Annotated in this window: 22 protein-coding genes, 3 tRNA genes and 1 riboswitch; of the genes, 3 read left to right on the top strand and 22 right to left on the bottom strand. The window is 46.8% G+C overall.

The genetic code is table 11. The features are described from left to right. Nucleotides 1-27: 27 nt before the first annotated feature. Nucleotides 28-276 (bottom strand): GIY-YIG nuclease family protein, encoded by a 249-nt coding sequence (locus tag ABDB91_RS03910; protein ID WP_347490330.1) that lies wholly within the window; start codon nucleotides 274-276, stop codon nucleotides 28-30. Nucleotides 277-546: 270 nt separating this feature from the next. Between ABDB91_RS03910 and ABDB91_RS03905 the strand changes: the two genes are divergently transcribed. Further along, nucleotides 547-867: a hypothetical protein gene (locus ABDB91_RS03905; protein WP_347490329.1), complete on the top strand. Its 321-nt coding sequence runs from the start codon at nucleotides 547-549 to the stop codon at nucleotides 865-867. On the opposite strand, the gene ABDB91_RS03900 is transcribed toward ABDB91_RS03905, so the two are convergent. Further along, nucleotides 842-1,195, bottom strand: coding sequence for a hypothetical protein (locus ABDB91_RS03900; RefSeq protein ID WP_347490328.1), 354 nt, complete (start codon nucleotides 1,193-1,195; stop codon nucleotides 842-844). The two genes, ABDB91_RS03905 and ABDB91_RS03900, sit on opposite strands and share 26 nt — an antisense overlap. Before the next feature lie 148 nt (nucleotides 1,196-1,343). Continuing rightward, a complete protein-coding gene (locus tag ABDB91_RS03895; RefSeq protein WP_347490327.1) occupies nucleotides 1,344-3,047 on the bottom strand; it encodes a nucleoside kinase in 1,704 nt (567 codons plus the stop codon). 295 nt (nucleotides 3,048-3,342) lie between these two features. On the opposite strand from ABDB91_RS03895, the gene ABDB91_RS03890 reads away from it, so the two are divergent. Continuing rightward, complete coding sequence (locus tag ABDB91_RS03890) at nucleotides 3,343-3,642, top strand: hypothetical protein (RefSeq protein WP_347490326.1); 300 nt, start codon at nucleotides 3,343-3,345, stop codon at nucleotides 3,640-3,642. Nucleotides 3,643-3,698: 56 nt separating this feature from the next. Here the strand turns inward: ABDB91_RS03890 and ABDB91_RS03885 are convergent, their stop codons facing one another. From ABDB91_RS03885 to ABDB91_RS03795, 19 genes are all read right to left on the bottom strand, one after another. Beyond that, nucleotides 3,699-4,352 (bottom strand): NlpC/P60 family protein, encoded by a 654-nt coding sequence (locus ABDB91_RS03885; RefSeq protein ID WP_347490325.1) that lies wholly within the window; start codon nucleotides 4,350-4,352, stop codon nucleotides 3,699-3,701. Beyond that, nucleotides 4,353-4,484, bottom strand: a riboswitch (cyclic di-AMP (ydaO/yuaA leader). It abuts the gene before it with no gap. A gap of 183 nt (nucleotides 4,485-4,667) precedes the next feature. Beyond that, nucleotides 4,668-5,210: an orotate phosphoribosyltransferase gene (gene pyrE, locus ABDB91_RS03880; protein WP_347490324.1), complete on the bottom strand. Its 543-nt coding sequence runs from the start codon at nucleotides 5,208-5,210 to the stop codon at nucleotides 4,668-4,670. A gap of 143 nt (nucleotides 5,211-5,353) precedes the next feature. Beyond that, on the bottom strand, nucleotides 5,354-6,487 hold the full coding sequence (locus tag ABDB91_RS03875; RefSeq protein ID WP_347490323.1) for a DUF763 domain-containing protein: 1,134 nt from the start codon (nucleotides 6,485-6,487) through the stop codon (nucleotides 5,354-5,356). A 46-nt stretch (nucleotides 6,488-6,533) separates the two neighbouring features. Then, entirely contained in the window at nucleotides 6,534-6,839 is a 306-nt protein-coding gene (locus tag ABDB91_RS03870; RefSeq protein WP_347490322.1) for a hypothetical protein, read from the bottom strand. Nucleotides 6,840-7,617: 778 nt separating this feature from the next. Next, nucleotides 7,618-7,872, bottom strand: a complete 255-nt coding sequence (locus tag ABDB91_RS03865; protein WP_347490321.1) for an alpha/beta-type small acid-soluble spore protein — start codon at nucleotides 7,870-7,872, stop codon at nucleotides 7,618-7,620. 283 nt (nucleotides 7,873-8,155) lie between these two features. Further along, nucleotides 8,156-8,231: transfer RNA gene (locus ABDB91_RS03860), tRNA-Lys, on the bottom strand. Nucleotides 8,232-8,256: 25 nt separating this feature from the next. Then, a tRNA-Gln gene (locus tag ABDB91_RS03855) sits at nucleotides 8,257-8,331 on the bottom strand. A gap of 6 nt (nucleotides 8,332-8,337) precedes the next feature. Next, a tRNA-His gene (locus ABDB91_RS03850) sits at nucleotides 8,338-8,414 on the bottom strand. A gap of 103 nt (nucleotides 8,415-8,517) precedes the next feature. Beyond that, nucleotides 8,518-9,006 (bottom strand): HIT domain-containing protein, encoded by a 489-nt coding sequence (locus tag ABDB91_RS03845; protein WP_347490320.1) that lies wholly within the window; start codon nucleotides 9,004-9,006, stop codon nucleotides 8,518-8,520. Nucleotides 9,007-9,085: 79 nt separating this feature from the next. Next, nucleotides 9,086-9,766 (bottom strand): hypothetical protein, encoded by a 681-nt coding sequence (locus ABDB91_RS03840; protein ID WP_347490319.1) that lies wholly within the window; start codon nucleotides 9,764-9,766, stop codon nucleotides 9,086-9,088. Between the two features lie 181 nt (nucleotides 9,767-9,947). Beyond that, the gene (locus ABDB91_RS03835; protein ID WP_347491518.1) at nucleotides 9,948-10,184 is read right to left on the bottom strand and encodes a 4Fe-4S dicluster domain-containing protein; all 237 of its coding nucleotides are present in this window, start codon (nucleotides 10,182-10,184) and stop codon (nucleotides 9,948-9,950) included. Nucleotides 10,185-10,303: 119 nt separating this feature from the next. After that, complete coding sequence (locus tag ABDB91_RS03830; RefSeq protein ID WP_347490318.1) at nucleotides 10,304-11,185, bottom strand: hydroxymethylglutaryl-CoA lyase; 882 nt, start codon at nucleotides 11,183-11,185, stop codon at nucleotides 10,304-10,306. Between the two features lie 10 nt (nucleotides 11,186-11,195). After that, on the bottom strand, nucleotides 11,196-12,212 hold the full coding sequence (locus ABDB91_RS03825) for a pyruvate carboxyltransferase (protein WP_347490317.1): 1,017 nt from the start codon (nucleotides 12,210-12,212) through the stop codon (nucleotides 11,196-11,198). Nucleotides 12,213-12,318: 106 nt separating this feature from the next. After that, nucleotides 12,319-13,101 (bottom strand): enoyl-CoA hydratase-related protein, encoded by a 783-nt coding sequence (locus ABDB91_RS03820; RefSeq protein WP_347490316.1) that lies wholly within the window; start codon nucleotides 13,099-13,101, stop codon nucleotides 12,319-12,321. Nucleotides 13,102-13,145: 44 nt separating this feature from the next. Further along, nucleotides 13,146-14,693, bottom strand: a complete 1,548-nt coding sequence (locus ABDB91_RS03815) for an acyl-CoA carboxylase subunit beta (protein WP_347490315.1) — start codon at nucleotides 14,691-14,693, stop codon at nucleotides 13,146-13,148. A 313-nt stretch (nucleotides 14,694-15,006) separates the two neighbouring features. Next, nucleotides 15,007-15,528 (bottom strand): DUF6125 family protein, encoded by a 522-nt coding sequence (locus tag ABDB91_RS03810; RefSeq protein ID WP_347490314.1) that lies wholly within the window; start codon nucleotides 15,526-15,528, stop codon nucleotides 15,007-15,009. 186 nt (nucleotides 15,529-15,714) lie between these two features. Further along, nucleotides 15,715-16,548, bottom strand: a complete 834-nt coding sequence (locus ABDB91_RS03805) for a YkgJ family cysteine cluster protein (RefSeq protein ID WP_347490313.1) — start codon at nucleotides 16,546-16,548, stop codon at nucleotides 15,715-15,717. 27 nt (nucleotides 16,549-16,575) lie between these two features. Beyond that, complete coding sequence (locus ABDB91_RS03800; RefSeq protein ID WP_347490312.1) at nucleotides 16,576-16,839, bottom strand: hypothetical protein; 264 nt, start codon at nucleotides 16,837-16,839, stop codon at nucleotides 16,576-16,578. Between the two features lie 24 nt (nucleotides 16,840-16,863). Next, complete coding sequence (locus tag ABDB91_RS03795; RefSeq protein ID WP_347490311.1) at nucleotides 16,864-17,040, bottom strand: hypothetical protein; 177 nt, start codon at nucleotides 17,038-17,040, stop codon at nucleotides 16,864-16,866. 246 nt (nucleotides 17,041-17,286) lie between these two features. Here ABDB91_RS03795 and ABDB91_RS03790 point away from each other — a divergent pair, with 246 nt between their 5' ends. After that, the gene (locus tag ABDB91_RS03790; protein WP_347490310.1) at nucleotides 17,287-17,793 is read left to right on the top strand and encodes a DUF3231 family protein; all 507 of its coding nucleotides are present in this window, start codon (nucleotides 17,287-17,289) and stop codon (nucleotides 17,791-17,793) included. The last annotated feature ends 182 nt before the right edge of the window (nucleotides 17,794-17,975 follow it).

Below are 17,975 nucleotides of genomic sequence, written 5' to 3'. Positions count from 1 at the left end.
TTTCCCTTAGCCTAAAGATTAATACCTTCAACATAGCATATCATCAACCAGTGCTTCTTTTTCGTGCCTGGATAGTTTTTTTATGGCTATTTCCCTTTGCAATGCACTTCTTTTGTCTGTCTGCACCTCATAGTACACTAATTTTACCGGCAAACGGGATCTGGTATATTTACTGGCCTGACCCAGGTTATGTTTCCGCACTCGCTTGGCCAGGTCCGTAGTATATCCGGTATAATAGGTTCCATCAGCACAAGCTACCATATAAACGTAATACATAGCTCACCTTTTTACTAGTTTGCCTTTCGTTTCCTGCCGTTATCCTTCTTTAAATATATCATCCCCGGTTAGCACCTTGCATACCCTTTATAATAACACAACAGTCTTTATGATTGTATCGTGCCCATGCACATCCCATCCGTCGCCGGATTACATAAAAACCCCCACTGATTAAATAATCAATAGGGGTTTGATTTCTATGTTATTTTGCACTGGATATTTATTTTTAAATATGGTAATATATTACAAATAATTCTGGGAGATGGTTAGATGATCGATATAGTGGAAGATTACACCAAATATGATACTTCGCCCCTTACACCCGCTTTAGATGAATTCAGCGATTATGTCCGGCAGGCATTGGCAGGCGTCAGCTATACCGAGCTAAACGATCGTTTAATGCTCGAAGCCTCTATATACGGCAACTTAGTACAAACTTTGGATAAATACGGACTGCGCACATTCGGCCTGGCTACCGCCATAAAAAAATCTTACAATTACTTGGTAGTGGAAGTAATAATTAACGCCCCTGAGCCAAAAACAATCAGGAAGATAAAGATACCATTCAATTATCAATCTGCATGGCTGTGACTACAATATAATCCCTGTCTTGCGCACCTTTTACTGAAAGAGTATCCGCGTTTTCATCCCAGGCTAAAAGCACATCAACACCAGCTGCACAATTAATACTTTTTAAATCCACCCTGGCCTGGCGCATCCAATCTTCGGTCAAATGCACAAAAACCAGCTCGAATAAATTGCTGCGAAAGCATTTAAAACGTGACTCGCCCACCAGCTTGTAAAATATAGTTACATCTTTAACCTGTTCATCAAATACATGTGCGTCGTTTAATTGAAAGTTTAATTTACCTGTTTTTTCCAGGTCTTCGGTTAATATTCCATCTATATCGGCGTACATTATAATTCCTCCCCCCGAATTATATTTGTAATATTACTTACTACTTGGCAGACTGTATTTCCTGCCCCTCTACTGGAAAAAAATATAAAAGCATCAACTATCCGCTTGCAGCGTAATAGCGGCAAATCTACACCTAATTATTGTTTAATTAATGACCGCTAAAACAGCTTTCTCCTATAAATTCCCTGATAATAGAATTTGAAGGCACCTCTTCCGCCGATAAGGTCGCAAAATAGCCTAAAAAGCGTTTTAATCGTCGCACCATCGCATATTCACGGCTATCACGCCCCACCATGTTCAATATCGGTTCTACATAGTTCTTGAGCACCGCCAATTCATATATCAGTGCCGAGTTAAACATCACATCCGCACCCTCTTGAAAGGGGAAAATATGCCGTTCTTCACCAAGCCTCACCGATGGCCAGCGGCGAATAGTTTCCGTGGCGGAATAGCCGCGGCAATGATAATCCCGCACCGTTCTGCGCAATATCCGCAAGTAAGTAGTGGGAATCCAATTATGGTTATCCAGATTGATTTGAGTCAAAGCACTGACATATATTTTAAACTTCCGACCTTTGGGAATGGAAGCAGTCAACCGATCATTCAATCCGTGAATACCTTCCACAATAAGCAAGTCGCGGCTGCCCAGTTTTAAAGTTTTAACCTGGTCACTACGCTTGCCGGACAAAAAATCATAGGTAGGCATTTGCACTTCTTCACCCTGGATCAGACTAATTAAATGCTCATTAAACAATTCCCTGTCGATAGCATCAAGGCATTCAAAGTCATATTCTCCTTTGTCATCCCGGGGAGTCAGTTCCCGGTCTACAAAATAGTCGTCCAGAGAAATGGGCACCGGCCTGATACCGTGAATACGCAGCTGCACTCCCAGACGCTGGGCAAAGGTGGTCTTACCGGAGGAGGATGGACCGGCGATCAAAACAATGCGAATTAAATCCGAATTTTTAGCGATTTGGTCGGCTATTTCTCCGATCTTTTTCTCATGGAAAGCCTCGGCCACCCGAATTAAGTTACCGCCCCCGCCTTTTTCCAGAAGTCCATTAAGCTCCACCAAATTATGCGCTTCTAAAATACGGCTCCATTTTTCCGACTCATAATAAATATTAGCCAATTTCCCCTGTTCCACATACTCCGGTATTACCTGCGGGTCTTCCTTACGGGGCAATTCCAAAATAAAACCGGGCATGTAATACCGCAAGCGAAAAACATTAAGACAGCCCGTATCGGGGACCATGTTTCCGTAAGTAAAATCATTAAACCAGCCGCAAGTATGCACCCAAACGGCAGATGATTTACGATAACGCAACAAATCCAACTTTTCCGCCTGGTCGGATATTTTAAAGAACGCTTCCACATCTTCTTTAGATATCCGTTTTATAATTACGGGTTCGCCCGCCTGCACAATTGACCGCATACGTGCCTCAATTTGTTCCACATCTGTTTTGTGCAAGCGGCGCCGGTAGTCAATTTCACCATATACGCCATTACCCAAGGTATGCTCCATCCTAACCTTGCACCCCGGCAAAACTTCACTGGCAGCCCGCACCAGCAGCATGACCAGACTGCGTGTGTATACACGCATACCGTCGTCCGATTCCAAATCCACAAACTCAATAGTGCTGTCCTGCTGAATATCCGAGCGCACTCCTATCAACACGTTATTTACCAATGCGGCAACCACAGGAGATCTGCGGCAGGCTCCATCATATTTAAGCAGCTCCAGCAGCGAAGTACCACGGGGCACTTCCAAAGCCCCCGCACCAGATATATGAACCTTTACCAGGCCAGTATCCTGACCGAAATTATTGAATACAGCATTTCTCTCTGTCATCGTTTACCCATTCCCTTCAAAGAAAAAATTCCTGCCGTAAAGGCTTGATATTCACTGGCACAACCGGTTACTTTACCCCTGTCTTTATATTCACAAACCATCCCTTGTGTGAACAAGATATCATAGCAACATAGATAATTCAATAACCAATTAACGAACTATCTCTATCCAAAAAACATTTACCGTTGTCAATTCGCTTCAAATAATGACCGTTTAGCAAAAAGATATTGCTTTATAGGTTATTTAATAGTATTAATATTATAAATATTCTGTTAAGTTGCAAGGAGTGACTTTCATGCTTAACACACTCTCCCCCAACGACCTGGTTATGCACCTGCGAAAATTGGAACGGGCTATAAATAGACACCCCCACGTAGCCGACGCAGTGGTTATATCATTTAACACATCATCCGGAACCCAAATTAAAGCATTTGTCGAACCGGGAGGCCCCCCTCCGCCCACACCCGAAAGTATCAGGGAGTTACTTAACAGCGATTGGACGAGTGAATTACACATCGACTTCGTTTTTAGAGACATTCCCCGCACTGCATCAGGCAAGGTAGTCAGACAACAATTGTTAGACAACAAAGCGTAGACAGACCAATAATAAAGCCCGCCTGCAGGCGGGCTTTATTATTGGTCTGTTGATTTTTAGGGTATGATCCTGGAAAAGCCCAAGAAATGATCTTTCCAGTAGGAACCGTAAACCGAAGTGATATCAACCCCCTGACTGGAAGTGGCACTGATGAACTTTCCACTGCCCATATAAATGCCAATGTGAGATATGTAACTGCCGGTTTTAAAAGCCACTAAATCACCGGGTTTAGCTTCACTTGACGATACAGCTTGTCCCATAGCATACTGCTCACCGGCGGTACGGGGTAAACTTAAGCCAAATCGAGCATACACAAATTTTGTGAAGCCCGAACAATCAAAACCACTGGGTGATCCACCTGCCGCAGCATAAGGCACTCCTTGAAACGAACGCGCGTAATCAAGAATTTCCCCAATGCGGTCACTGCTTCGCGATACCTGACTTATTGGATTGACTTGGTTAGTTTTTTGAGCCTGTGAATTATTGCCCGCGGACGTAACCAACAATTTTTGACCGGGGTAAATAGTAATAGATCCCAGACCATTCAGTGACACAATTTTTTCTACCGTAGTGTCGTACATACGAGAAATTGTCCAGAGAGAATCTCCTTTGTTAACCGTGTAATAAGTATCGGCGAAAGATTGTCCCGGTAACATGAACAAGGATACACCCAGCGCAAGTGAAGTAATAAATACTTTTGCCTTGGACATGATGCCTCACTTTCCACACCTACGAGGTTAGCTGACGGGTTGGGACCGAAGTGTTAGCCCCATGCAAATTTGCATTTCACCCCCAAAGTGGTTCCCCCGTTTCCCACAACGGGAATTCGGTGACAAAATTTTTATGCGCCTCCCTTAATAAGGCTTACCATGTTATTTTATGCCTTTGATTTTAGATAGTCAAACAACTAAATGGTCATTCTGCCAAAATATCTCGTTTTATAACATAATCACAGCCCTATTTAGCCAATTAATAAGTTATTGGTCGAAAGATAAAAACGTACTGCCGGGTTAATTATTATCGAACTAAAGGCCAAAATCAGCCGCGGTAAACATTGACTCCACACGTACGCCCATTTCTTCCAGGTTTTTAGTGCCGCCCTCCAGCCTGTCCACTAAAGCAATAGCCTTGACCACTTCGCAGCCAATCTCCCGCACGGCTTGCACCGCTTTAATCACCGATCCCCCGGTGGTAATGACATCGTCCACAATAACCACGCGCTGTCCCGGCAAAAGAGGAGGTCCCTCTATTTGCTGCCTGGTACCGTGTTTTTTTGCTTCTTTACGAACAATAAATAAAGACAGATTAAGGCCTCGCTGATAGGCCACCGGTCCCAAAGCTCCGACAATGGGGTCGGCTCCCATGGTTAGCCCACCTACCGCGTCTACATTTTCATTCATAAGCATATCGCAGATAATTTGGGCAATTAAATAAGCCCCCTGGGGATTCAGGGAAACCTTCCGGCCATCAAAATAATAATGGCTGGTTTTACCGGAAGAAAGCACTACGGTCCGGCGTTCAAAAGCCCGGGCATCCAATAATTCTTTTAAAATCTCACGATTATTCATTAAGCGACCTCCAGTTTAAATAACTAACTTGGCGTTGCATCCCCATTTTACAGAAGTGGGAGTGCAACGCCAACCAAATCATACGTTTTGCAGTTCAAAATTCAGAGGGAGCTGACTCTCCCCCCTGAATTTTAGAACTTGCTTCAATGGCTAAAACCCTTTTGCAAAGCAGCAAGGCGGCTAAGCGCATCCAGTTTGTCCCTCTGTCCAACCCGCACCCGCCGCAGTGCCGTTTCCAGCATATCTATAGAACGGTCATAATTCTTTCTATCCACCGGGTAGGGGTGACCATCTTTACCCCCGTGAGCAAAGGAGTAGCGCACCGGGTCCTGAAAACTGGCCCGCACCCCGTACACCACTTCACCCACCAAGGCAAAAGCCCGCACGGCGGCCGGTCCAACCCCCTCGACAGCCAGCAGTTGCTCATAATTTTCCGGTGCCAGCTCATAAAGACGACGTAAAGCCTTTTCAATCCGGCCCGCCTGAGGCACCGGGTGAGCGGCAGGCAAATGCAACCTGGCAATTTGTTCCTGCGGCAGGGCAGCAATTTTTTTAAGCGCAGTGATAATTTTTTCCGGCTGTTCACGGGTCTGAAAAACCGATACATTACGAGCTTGCCCGCTGGCTTGCGAAACCATATTTAGCACATTCAGCCCCCTTTGACCACAAACAGCAGAGTGAGGCTCCTTCACATAGCTATGTAAATTATCGCTCAGCCAATGGTAACGCCTGGCCCAACCATTTTGACCATCCATGCCCTGCTGAACCACCGCCCAGCTGCCATCACCTGTAAAAACAAAGAAATGCTGATAGATCTGATAGCCGTCCTGCACCGCTGCCGAATCCACCTTGGCGCACATCCGGCTGGCATATTGCAAATCAGCCACGTTGTCCGGCAAAGCATACCGGTCGGTATAATCGGCAATTTCATGAGGTGTTTTACGGGAAGTCATTGCCTTCCCCCCGGCAAAGAATACACCGGCATCTTTTTGCCGGTCGGCCATACCTTGCTTTAGGGCGCCGCAAAGCACTGTGGTTAATCCGGAAGAATGCCAGTCAAAGCCCACTACACAACCAAAAGCCTGAAACCAAAAGGGATCCGACATACGGCGCAGCACTTCCCGCGCCCCGAACTCCTCCACCACAGCCTCCACAATAGCCGCGCTAAGACGCACCATCCGATTGAAAAGCCACCGGGGGCAACGATGCCCGTGTAAAGGTAAATTTGCTATGCCGGTACGCATTATCTCATCTCCCCAAACGGTTGTTTGAGACATTGTATACCTACCGGAATTGCTATGTCAATGTGAGTAATAATGATTATTATTCAGCCATATTTACGAAAATAGCTTCTTCCTGCGGATCAAACCTGGCCTCAAAACCGCCTCTCTTACCATCAAGGTCAAAAAACTTAAATATTCCCCGGGCGCCGATTTTATTTTTGTTGAGCAGCAGCCCACCTTCATCCACCGCTTTAATCCTTAGTTGTTGGGTTTCCCTATCATACGCCACTTCCACACGATCACTTTTTAGCTTAGCGGCCAGCTTCACTCCCAACCTAATATGATGTTTTGTAAAGGCAACCACATTCTCTTTAGATGATCTTGGTTTATAAACCTCAAACGCCATATTTAATACCTCCCGTATTAATAATATACTACTATTTTATTTATTGCCTTTAATGTGTATCTATAGACTTCCTGCCTATAGATACACATTAAAATATTAACACAAAAACAAAATTAATTAAAACTTTTTCAACTCAATTATTCTTATTATTTAACTGCAAAAAATAAAACCCTGAACAGGTGCAGGATCTTCATATTAAAACAGCTATTTTTCTATTAACATATTAAACGCCAATATCAGGCAAAAATGCCTATACAGCAACATAATAACTGTCAGGTTGTCGGACGGAACGCATATTTCCCACTCGTCATATAGATTTTACGTCTTCTCTATATTAATGAACAATTCGAAACCAAAAGCATTGTCGCAAACGATAACAAAAACAATCTATTGTTACCCTCGTTTTATTAAAATGAGGCCGCACTCGCAATCGCTCCTCCTTACGATGAGCTAAAAATATTTCCGCTATGCATAAAACTCAGACTAATGAAGAAAATACTGTCAGGCAACCGCAGTCAATCAGACTTAAGCCAACAGGACAGTGAACGGCTTTTCTTTAAATTAAATCCTAACTGAAGAATCCGGCAGACACAAAGTAAACTCGTTCAGCTAAAGCCGAACAACAGGACTTCAGATGGGTATTCCACCCTACCTGAAGTAAAGATAGGAACTTCCGCTTATAGAAATGGGAGTCTTGAAATTTGATAAAGCAAAGCGGCACCGGTAGAAAATAAGACTACCGGCCCTGCTAAGGCCGGTAGTCTTATTAAGGTCTTTTTTAAGGAGTCGGCTGCTGGTTGGTTACCTGCGGAGTAGGAGGCTGTTGTCCCTGAGCCAGGCTTTGCTCGTAGGCAGCAATCATTTTTTTGACCATGTTGCCGCCAACTGCCCCGTTAACCCTTGAGGGTAAGTCGCCAAGATAACCCTGGTAGTTTTGAATACCTAATTCCGCTGCGGTTTCATATTTAAATTGATCCATTGCATTGCCTGCCTGCGGTATCAGTTTTCTGTTCCTGTTTTGTCCTTGTGCCATCAGAATAAACCTCCTCATCAATTATTTTTTTGTTTTCCGGTGGTATCTTTATAGTGCCCTTTATAACAATGAGTATGTGTGACACTATTTAGCGACAAAGGAACAAAAAAACCTGACTGCTATTATACAACTTGGTTATAATTAACTTAACATTAATTAATTATTAACAATCCGCAAAAATAAACCTAGTCTTGTGCCCCGTAACTTGCTTAATCCGGCGGCAATACAAAAAACAAGGAGTCTAACCTGCTAATAAGGCTAAACTCCTTGCTATTATTGGTTTTGGTGACCCATCCGCGACTCGAACGCGGGACACCCTGATTAAAAGTCAGGTGCTCTACCAACTGAGCTAATAGGTCATATACGGCCACAAAGCGACCGTTTTGGCTGGGGCGGCTGGATTCGAACCAACGAATGACGGGACCAAAGCCCGTTGCCTTACCGCTTGGCAACGCCCCAAAAGACTGGGGTGGATGATGGGACTTGAACCCACGACCCCCAGAGCCACAATCTGGTACTCTAACCAGCTGAGCTACACCCACCACATTATTTTTTATGTCGTTTCCTTAACGCAAGAACAATCTTATCATAATCACTGTTTCAAGTCAAGAAACGTTTTTTTGTAATATTAACCATTAAGCATTACTATTCACATTCCAATGCTTGCTTTAGCTTTGTATAAGTTGTCTCCAAAGCCTCCGAGATTACCCGCACATCACCAAGCACAGGCATAAAGTTAGTATCACCACCCCAGCGGGGCACAATATGTATGTGTAGATGACCCGGTATACCGGCCCCCGCTATCTTACCCAAATTTATCCCGACGTTAAAGCCATCAGGGTTAAAAGCGCCGCGCTGCATTCCGACCATACGCTGTGTAACAGTAAACAATTCCTGCATTTCATCAACGGTCAGTGCCTCAATATCACCTACGTGTCGCTTGGGTGCCACCAGTAAATGACCATTGTTGTAAGGATATATATTCAGTATTACAAACACTTTGTCGCCACGATACAGCACATAATTTTCCCGATCTTTATCAACACCGGCATTTAATTTTTCACAAAATATACACTCTGCATCATGTTCTTTACCAATATAGACACCACGCCACGGCGCCCAAAGCCTGTCCATATCGCATGCCCCCCGCGTCTTTTCTTTTGCATTAAATATATCTATATCTTTCTTGAAAAAAAGGGCAAATCCTGCGGGATTAGGTTCTTTGCCACACTTCCAGCTGTGAATAATATTTATAAGACTGGCCATTACCCCTGCCGAAATAATTAAAGGCAACCAGCCGGCCACTGCTGTTAAATCGCATTTCACCCGAAGCATCCCAATGCGGGCAAGTCAATTCATTATAAATCGCAATCTGTCGCAAGTTGTCGTTATGTTCCAAAAAATCAATAAATTTATTCAGCACGCCAATAGCACGCACACGATCATCCGCATGGTTCCAAACCCCGTATTTTTCTTTGCCCAGCAGACTGCGCAGCAGTTGAGGGTGATAAAGCACTATATGCTTAAAAAGCTCGGTGGGCATAATCTTTAATCCACACTGCCAGCCCGGCACGTTCCTGAGCTTAATCCACATTCTTTTCAATATTGCCAGCAAGGGCTTTCTCTCTACTATTACCGACTGGCAATGTTCGCGCAAAACATCAATACCATATTTTATTTGCAGCCTCTGTGCTTTTTGGCCCACCAAATCAACAACATTGACATCTGGTTTATCCCCAAAATAGGAAAACCTCTTTGCAATATCCAACTCATCCATTACCTTTTGGGGAATATCCATAAGGACATCATCCAGTACTATTCGCTCAATCATGTCAAACCCAAAATCACAGCACATTTCCATGCCGTCTTTAGTTACCCCCGCGATGTAATACAAGCTGTTCACCTCCAATATTTATGATAAATGTTTTTACTGCGGGCAACAACGATTTATAATGTCGCTTTCTGGCTTCATTTAACGACGGTCCGGACAAAATTCGCAAAAGATTGGATGTACTGAAAATAAGCCCACATCCAGCTGGATATGGGCTTATTATGCGACCATATTTAAGTTAATATTATGATTCAGTAAGAGTAACAGCGCCATTCGGACAAACGCTTATACAGGTCTCGCAACCCAGGCAATCGCTGGGATCGCCGGCAACAACAGCTTTATCGCCATCCATTTCCAGGATTTCAGCCGGACAGGACGATGCGCATTCGCCGCAACCTTCACATTTATCAGGATCGATTTGCACCATGAACATATTTTTATGACCTCCCTCTCTCCAGTAATCCGGGGCATTACCCCTTATTTGCCGATTGTACAACCGGTTAATTTAATTGTACAAAACCCTAACCGTTACGTCTATAGAAATTTTTACAAAGCAACTAAATAATTGTGCTGAAAATGCCGCACTGTATCGTTTTAGCCCTATAACAACAAATACCGCCCCAGACACTTTTCTGCAAACCGAACACAATGATCCAGCCGCCGGGAGTCAACACCGGTGTGAATGCCCATACTTTTCAGCACCCGCACCAGACTACCGGTAGCCAGGTTACCGGCCGCCCCCGGCGAAAATGGACATCCGCCCAATCCGCCAATCGATGACTCCAACGCGCTCACTCCGGCCAGCATGCCGGTTATGGCGCAGGCCAATCCCCACCCCCGGGTATCGTGCAGGTGCAGCCCCCAGCTGGTACCGGGGTAACGTACCGCTGCCTCCCGCACCAAGTTATACACCTGCCGGGGGTTACCCAGCCCCGCAGTATCGGCCAGACCAATCCGCCGAATACCTGCTGTCCGCATGCCCTCGACGACTTTAAAAACATCACTGCTGTTAATGTCCCCCTGGTAAGAACAGCCGAAAGCAGTGGCTACCGTACCCCGCACCTGCAAAACCCCTCCGGCCGAACGGTCAATTTCCTTCAACTCCCGCAGCGCATGGGCTATCGAGCAATTTAAGTTGGCCCGGTTATGCGCCTCGCTGGCGGAAACAACCACTACTATTTCACGCAAACAAGTATGGCTCACAGCAAGCGCCCTTTCGACTCCCCTGATATTGCCCACCAGAGCGCTGACAGTTACTCCCCGGCCAAGATCACCCAGGCCGCTTAAAACAGCCTCAGCGTCGTTTAACTGAGGCACGGCCCGGGGATGCACAAACGAAGTGGCCTCTATAGCAGTGATACCGGCACCGGCAAGCTGTTTAATCAATACAATTTTATCTTCCGTCGACACCTTTGTTTTTTCATTTTGCAGCCCATCCCGGGGACCAACCTCGCGAATTAAAACCTTCTCGGGCCAATGCATCGCTTTCCCTTTAAAAACCGGTGGCTTTCTTGGGAATTCGTCCCGTCTTAATACATTCGCTGCGCAGCCGGCGGCCTAGAATTTTTTCCATCACGCGACCTATTTCCAGCACCCGGTCCACATCCACTCCCGTGTCAATACCCATTTCGTCCATCATAACCACCATATCTTCAGTGGACACCAGACCAACTATATTGGGGTCCTGGTAATAGTATGAACCGGTACCCGAAACAGGACAGCCGCCTACAAAATTGGCGGGCTGTCCTCCCGTACCGCCCATTGTGCATTCAAAGCGGGTTATACCGGCTTGCAGGGCCGCCAAAACATTGGCCAGTCCCCAGCCCCGGGTAACATGAAAGTGGGCCACGTGCAAATTGGGATCGGGCATAGCATCCAGAATCATGGAGAAATACTCGTATACCTTATTGGGCGGGGCGGACCCGTCGTGATCGGCGTGCTCAATATCATCAGCCCCCAATTCCAAATATCTTTTCGTAAACTCCACCGCGTCCTTTAACTCAGTAGGGCCTTCCATAGGGCACCCCCAAATGGTACTCACCGTGCCGTTCACTTTTATACCTGCATCATGAGCTTTTTTAATTGATTCTTCGGTCATCTTCCAGTAGCTTTGATGATCCAGGCCGGAGTTTTTTACCATGTGCGAGGCCGATGTGGAAACCATCTGTAAAATACGAGTGGGCCCGTATCCCCTTTGTTTTAATTCAATAGCCCGCTCCACGGCCTTTTCCCTGATGGTAATGGCGGTTAGTTCAACATCCGGCAGTTTATCCTTCACCCTTTTGGAGTTATATAGCTTATAGAAAAGCTCATCGGCGTCGGCAAACTGAGGCATGCCTTTGGGATTACCCAAGTTGGTTATCTCAACTTCCTTAAAACCGGCCAGTATTAACTCCTCCAGAACCCATAGTTTGGCGTTGGTGGGCACAACAATTTCCTCATGCTGAAAACCATCCCGTACAGTTATGTCACCGATTATTACTTTTTTAGGATATTGCAGTTCAAACATTGCTTACCTCCTTGTCATTTAGTTAAGATAATACAGCTAAGAATATCTTAAAGAGATTGCCAAGGCCCGGGGAAATATGCGCGGTCATAGGCAACCGGCCTTTGAGCTACCTGCCCTTATAAACCGGCTTACGCTTTTCATTAAAGGCCAGCAAACCTTCGTCCCGGTCTTCGGTAGCCAGGCAAACGTTGTAGCACTCAGCTTCCAAAGCCAGAGCGGTATTCAGTTCCAGCTCCACCCCCAGGTTGATGGAACGCTTGGCCTGCCGCAGGGCCACAGGACCGTTCTTGACAATTTCCCGCATAACTTGTATAGTCTTTTCCATCAGTTGCTCGGGCGGCACAACATAGTTGACCAGACCAAGCTTATATGCATCCTGAGCACTAATGCGCCGTCCGGTAAAAATCAACTCCTTGGCCCGGCTGCGCCCGATTACCCGGGGCATAAGCTGAGTGCCGCCCCCGCCTGGTATAATAGCCAGGCCGACTTCGGGCAAACCAAAGGAAGCCTTTTCGGAGGCTATGATAAAATCACAGCCCAGGGCAAATTCGCAACCGCCCCCCAGCGCAAAGCCGTTCACCACCGCTACCAGCGGTTTGGGAAACTCGGCCACCGCGGTAAAAGCGCGTACGAAAAGCGCCCGCTGCCTTTTCATTTCCTCCCGGGTCATCGTCTTTCTTTCCTTTAAATCGGCTCCCACACAAAAGGCCTTGTCGCCCTCGCCGGTGAATACCGCGGCAAATACATCATCATCAAGTTCCATTTCCTCCAAAGCGGCCAGTATTTCCCGGGCGGTCCCGGTGCTTAAGGCGTTCATCGCCTCCGGCCGGTTAATAGACATAATCGCAATGTGGCCCTCTTTGATAAGCTTAATATTTTGATATTCCATATGAAGCTGCCCTCCTTGCAAAATCTATTTAATGGAAACTTCCGCTACACAGGGTACACCGGGTGTTTGCGCTCGGTAAATTTCTTTTCCTTGGATTCATACAGGGCAAACCGTTTAATTAACTCATCCCGCAGTTCGCCACCGCCGACAATATGGTCCACCACCAATTCCGAGGCCAGGCGGTATATATCCACGTCCCGGGCATATTCGGCGCGCTTTTGCTGCACAAAGGCGGGCCGTTCCTCGGGAGGCAGGGCGTTGATTTTATTCTCATACACCGCGTTCACCGCCGCCTGGGGACCCATCACGGCAATCATCGCCGAAGGCAGAGCCATACAGCAATCCGGTTCAAAGGCCGGCCCGCACATAGCGTACAGCCCCGCACCATAAGCCTTGCGCACCACCACGGACACTTTAGGCACCGTGGCCTCGGACATAGCGGAAATCATCTTAGCCCCGTGCCGGATAATACCCTGGCGTTCCACGGCGGAACCGATCATAAACCCGGGTACATCCATCAAGAACAGCAACGGTATATTGAAGGCATCGCACAAATTCATAAACCGGGCCGCCTTATCCGCCGAATCGACAAACAACACACCGCCCTTGACCATAGACTGGTTGGCCAGTATACCCACCGCCCGGCCGCCAATGCGGGCCAAGCCGGTAATTAGCTCCGGGGCAAAAAGTCTTTTAATTTCAAACCAGCTGTCCCGATCAATCAGCCGGTTAATTAACTCGTACATATCAAAGGCCCGGTTTTCTTCCAGCGGTACTATTGCTTCAATATCCCTCCCCTCGACAGGAGGCAGCGCCTCAATCAAGGGGGTTTTCTCCTTATAATTCCGGGGCAGGTAAGTAAGATAGCGGCGACAAGCCTCAATAGCTTCTTTTTCCGTAGCCGCCAAAAGGTCCCCGCACCCGCTGACACTGCAATGCATCCGGGCGCCGCCCATCTCCTCCAGGGTAACCTTCTCAAATATCACCATCTCCGCCATGCGGGGCGAGCCCAGGTACATGCTGGCATTGCCGTCCACCATGAACACCACATCGCAAAAAGCGGGAATATACGCCCCGCCGGCAGCGGAGGGACCGAAAAGCAGGCATATTTGCGGTATCATGCCCGACATTTTTACTTCATTTATAAAAATGCGGCCCGCTCCCCGCCGACCAGGGAACATTTCAATCTGGTCCGTAATTCTGGCTCCGGCGGAGTCCACCAAATAAAGCATGGGCACTTGCATGTTAATGGCCGTTTCCTGAATACGGATAATTTTTTCGACCGTACGCCAGCCCCAGGAGCCCGCCTTTACCGTGGAATCATTGGCCATGACACAAACAGTACGCCCGTGGATTTTACCCACCGCTGTAACTACACCATCTGCCGGCAGCCCCTCGGCCAGGTTATTGCCCCACAGGCCGTCCTCTACTGTGATGGAGCCGGGATCAAGCAGCAACTCCAATCTTTCCCGGGCAAATAGCTTGCCTTTTTTAGCATTGCCGGTATGATACTTGGGAGCTCCGCCTTTTTTAACCGATAACGCCTTTTCATTTAACTCCAGATCCAGCATTTGCAGATTTTTATCACTCATTTTTCATTCCCCCCATTAATTGTTGTTAACTTGTGTAAATTTTTTTTACATTTTTAAATGGTTGAATATTTAGATATTTTTAAAACTTGGCTGCCGCCAGGTGCTTATACGGCAAGATTCACGCTGTTATAGCAACCATCACCCCCTGCCTAACAATTCATTCTTATTTATTTTAAAAAAGATGCAAGAACAATACCAGCCGCTGTAGTATCTCAATGGTTGCAACTGGCTATATTGTAAACAGAAAAGGCCGGTTATGCCCCAAGGCATTATTACCGGCCCTTTAAATCATGTGGTTACTTTTGTTTACAATTTACCCCTCCAGTGTGAACTCCCAAGCACAGTGGCAGCCTTCCTCAGGCTCATCCGGCGGGCAACAAATACACCGGGTACTGATACGCGGGTCAACGGCACGGGCAAAGCCGCTGTATTCCACCAAACCTACCGGCTTGCACGGGAAAAAGTCCATTTTTTTGCGTTCACGAGCCGCTTGCACCCGGCAGGAATTCATGCGGAAAATCAACTTATGGGAGGACTCGCGAATAATTTCCTGTTTATTTAGGAAAGCATATAGCCGGAACTGCAGGGCCAGTTCCAACGCCTCCAGCCCGCCCTGTTCCGGCAGCCCGAGAAACTGTTTAATCCGTTTGGCTTCAATGACCGTAAACTTTTCCCAAGCCGCGGCATCGGCTTCAATAGCGTTATCCATACCGTATTTTTTCTCTACGGCCTGAAACCACAGACCGTCATGAGCAAGCCAGCGCTTACTTAAATCTGCTATAAAATCAATTAGCTGTTCTCTGGTCATATCGTCAATATTTTTTATCGACGGCAAAATACATCCCTCCATGAAATAATTTATTGAATACTTATGTAAAGTGTAAATATGCAAGACATATGCCAGAATACCCAAAGCCACCCGGGAACATTTAAATACCCGGGATGGCTGACAAACCTTATAACTAATTGCCAAAAATTAAATTTCCACCCTTCTGACAGTGCCGCTCATACAAGATCAATTTTAAGCTCCGGCAGTCATCACTTTTTTCACCCGGTCCATCAGGCTGCCGGCAAAGGCAGCCGCGCCGACATCGGTCTGCGGCCCGCAGCCACAGCCCAAAGCCACATCGGTAAGAATTAGCTTAACGGCCTCCATGCGCCGGCGGTGGAATTCCCGGTGGTCGATTTGTTTCTCGCTTATACCCAGCTTGACGCGCAGCAGGTCAGGGGCAAATAAAAAGGGCATCAGCATTTGCATTATTTTAGGGCTCATCCACTCCCGGCACTGCAGCACCCGAGCCGCATAATCAACCAGTTCGGTGTACTGGTCGGACATTCGGTAATAATCCTCCGCACCGGCGTCATCGTACCACTCTTGCACCGTCCAAACCCGGTCGGCTGTGTGGCCGAGGCAGAACTGCATATGCTCGCGGTCCACCATGAAGATACAGTCCTCTTTAGTGCACACATCACCGTCGCGGTGATAGCGCACCGCCCGTCCCAGGGGGAAAGTGCGGCAGTTCCGGGACCGGGACCGGTAAATGGAACACCTGCCATCCTCCAGCATAAACGCACAGCGGCCGTTGGCGGCATGAGCCAGCCAAACCGCAGGCCAGCCGGTATCCCGGTCGGGCTCCATTGCACAATAATCTTTAAAAAACCGCTGGCCGGGCAGATTAAGGTGCCGGGCCATCACTTCCACATCCCACGGGTCCAACAAGATAGTAATGTTTTGACAGCATCGGCCCATGCAGTCCGGCCCGCAGGCAAACGTAAAACTGTCCTCCATATTGAGCTGTTCCAGGGTATCATTAGCCAGCTTATCGGCTATCCCCCGCTGAAAGTCCAAGACCATTGATGTTCTCCTCTCCCTAATTGCATATTAAACCACGAGCATATTATAGCACAGCGGCTTTACACCGTCGCTGCCCGCCCCGGTCACGTCAAGCAAGGTGCAAACCTGACCGGTCAGCACATCCGCCACGGCACAATAACCGTCCCAGTACCGGTGATGGTCAAAGGGCTTGTCCGCCCCCAGCAGCAACTTATCCCAATCAGCACCGAAATAACGGTTAAACTCCTTTTTAAACGCCACCTCATCATCCGCATCCGGCAAATCGGTCCACACAGCTTTCAGCTTGCCCACGGCAACCACTTTACGGGGCCAGTCTCAGCCCGGCTCGTAAAAATATACAGGTACATCTTCGCTCGCGCCGCCAATATTTATTTTTTCCAACAACACGCCATCCATAGTGCCGAAAACAACCACCCCCTGCGCAGCCGCAATACGGCCGACAACAGCCAGCTGCTCCCGATTTATGGCAGCCAGTACAATTTGCGCCGGCATGATACTCCCTTCCCTTTCTCTTTACTACTATAGTTACACTAACTAATTCATTACCAAGGCCGATTATCCTGCCGGAGTTCCGGTTAGAAAGTTTAAGGTATAAGTGTTTATAATTAAAAAATATAAAGTCTTGCTCATACCCCGGCTCATGTCTGCTTTTTTCCTTAGTTTGCCTAGTTTTTTAAGGAATACTATGGGTAAATTATTATAGATAAAAAAAAGCTTTTAGAGGGAGGATGGTGAAAGATGGTTCAGCTATTCAACTTTCATATTGGAAGGGCGGATAAAGCAGAGACTCCTATTTTGAACGCCGGTGAGGCATTTATATTATGGAATGACCTTGTTACCAGATATGACAATATAGAAAAAACACAACTATATCAAAATTTAATTCATGATCCCGATTTTAAATATTTGGTTGCCAAGAAGTTGGGAGATACTTTAGAACAGCAGGCTAATGAGCTGGAACATCTAATGGACATGTATAAGCTGCCTCTGCCCTGCCGTCCTCCCAAAAGCACTTCTATACAGGTTAACTCCGAATTAATGAATGACAGATACCTGTTTAGAGACATTATGGCAGGTGTTGAAAATCTAATGACTACATTGACCCATTCCGTTCGCACATTTACAACTAATGATGCCATACGCGGTATAGCAATAAAAAATCTCAGCAAAGAGATTGAAATATATGATGACATGTGCAAATTTGGCAAATTAAAAGGATGGTTAACTCCTCCGCCTTTAAAATAGTGAACTCGTTTCAGCTAAAGCTGAACATCGGGGCTTCAGATGGGGATTCTACCCCACGCCTAAATTATGGGGGCTAGGTGCCAGGTGTTAGAAGCTGAAAATCTTAGATTTTCAGCTTCTAACACCTGGCACCTAGCCAAATAGCGAAAGCTTTGCTTAAAAAATAATTTGTGCTATAGTGC

The organism is Desulfoscipio sp. XC116, assembly GCF_039851975.1.
Classification (GTDB): domain Bacteria; phylum Bacillota; class Desulfotomaculia; order Desulfotomaculales; family Desulfallaceae; genus Sporotomaculum.
Note: the sequence above shows the minus strand (reverse complement) of the source record. Positions and strands in the feature narration are given on the sequence as shown.

Excerpts from the sequence above, each read along its gene's own strand:
- ABDB91_RS03825 (WP_347490317.1), bottom strand. The coding sequence starts at position 12,212 with ATGTTTGAACTGCAATATCCTAAAAAAGTAATAATCGGTGACATAACT.
- ABDB91_RS03895 (WP_347490327.1), bottom strand. The coding sequence starts at position 3,047 with ATGACAGAGAGAAATGCTGTATTCAATAATTTCGGTCAGGATACTGGC.
- ABDB91_RS03870 (WP_347490322.1), bottom strand. The coding sequence starts at position 6,839 with ATGGCGTTTGAGGTTTATAAACCAAGATCATCTAAAGAGAATGTGGTT.
- ABDB91_RS03795 (WP_347490311.1), bottom strand. The coding sequence starts at position 17,040 with ATGCCGGCGCAAATTGTACTGGCTGCCATAAATCGGGAGCAGCTGGCT.
- ABDB91_RS03815 (WP_347490315.1), bottom strand. The coding sequence starts at position 14,693 with ATGAGTGATAAAAATCTGCAAATGCTGGATCTGGAGTTAAATGAAAAG.
- ABDB91_RS03885 (WP_347490325.1), bottom strand. The coding sequence starts at position 4,352 with ATGTCCAAGGCAAAAGTATTTATTACTTCACTTGCGCTGGGTGTATCC.
- ABDB91_RS03875 (WP_347490323.1), bottom strand. The coding sequence starts at position 6,487 with ATGTCTCAAACAACCGTTTGGGGAGATGAGATAATGCGTACCGGCATA.
- ABDB91_RS03790 (WP_347490310.1), top strand. The coding sequence starts at position 17,287 with ATGGTTCAGCTATTCAACTTTCATATTGGAAGGGCGGATAAAGCAGAG.
- ABDB91_RS03900 (WP_347490328.1), bottom strand. The coding sequence starts at position 1,195 with ATGTACGCCGATATAGATGGAATATTAACCGAAGACCTGGAAAAAACA.
- ABDB91_RS03905 (WP_347490329.1), top strand. The coding sequence starts at position 547 with ATGATCGATATAGTGGAAGATTACACCAAATATGATACTTCGCCCCTT.
- ABDB91_RS03910 (WP_347490330.1), bottom strand. The coding sequence starts at position 276 with ATGTATTACGTTTATATGGTAGCTTGTGCTGATGGAACCTATTATACC.
- ABDB91_RS03820 (WP_347490316.1), bottom strand. The coding sequence starts at position 13,101 with ATGGAATATCAAAATATTAAGCTTATCAAAGAGGGCCACATTGCGATT.
- ABDB91_RS03890 (WP_347490326.1), top strand. The coding sequence starts at position 3,343 with ATGCTTAACACACTCTCCCCCAACGACCTGGTTATGCACCTGCGAAAA.
- ABDB91_RS03830 (WP_347490318.1), bottom strand. The coding sequence starts at position 11,185 with ATGCATTGGCCCGAGAAGGTTTTAATTCGCGAGGTTGGTCCCCGGGAT.
- pyrE (WP_347490324.1), bottom strand. The coding sequence starts at position 5,210 with ATGAATAATCGTGAGATTTTAAAAGAATTATTGGATGCCCGGGCTTTT.
- ABDB91_RS03865 (WP_347490321.1), bottom strand. The coding sequence starts at position 7,872 with ATGGCACAAGGACAAAACAGGAACAGAAAACTGATACCGCAGGCAGGC.
- ABDB91_RS03805 (WP_347490313.1), bottom strand. The coding sequence starts at position 16,548 with ATGGTCTTGGACTTTCAGCGGGGGATAGCCGATAAGCTGGCTAATGAT.
- ABDB91_RS03845 (WP_347490320.1), bottom strand. The coding sequence starts at position 9,006 with ATGGACAGGCTTTGGGCGCCGTGGCGTGGTGTCTATATTGGTAAAGAA.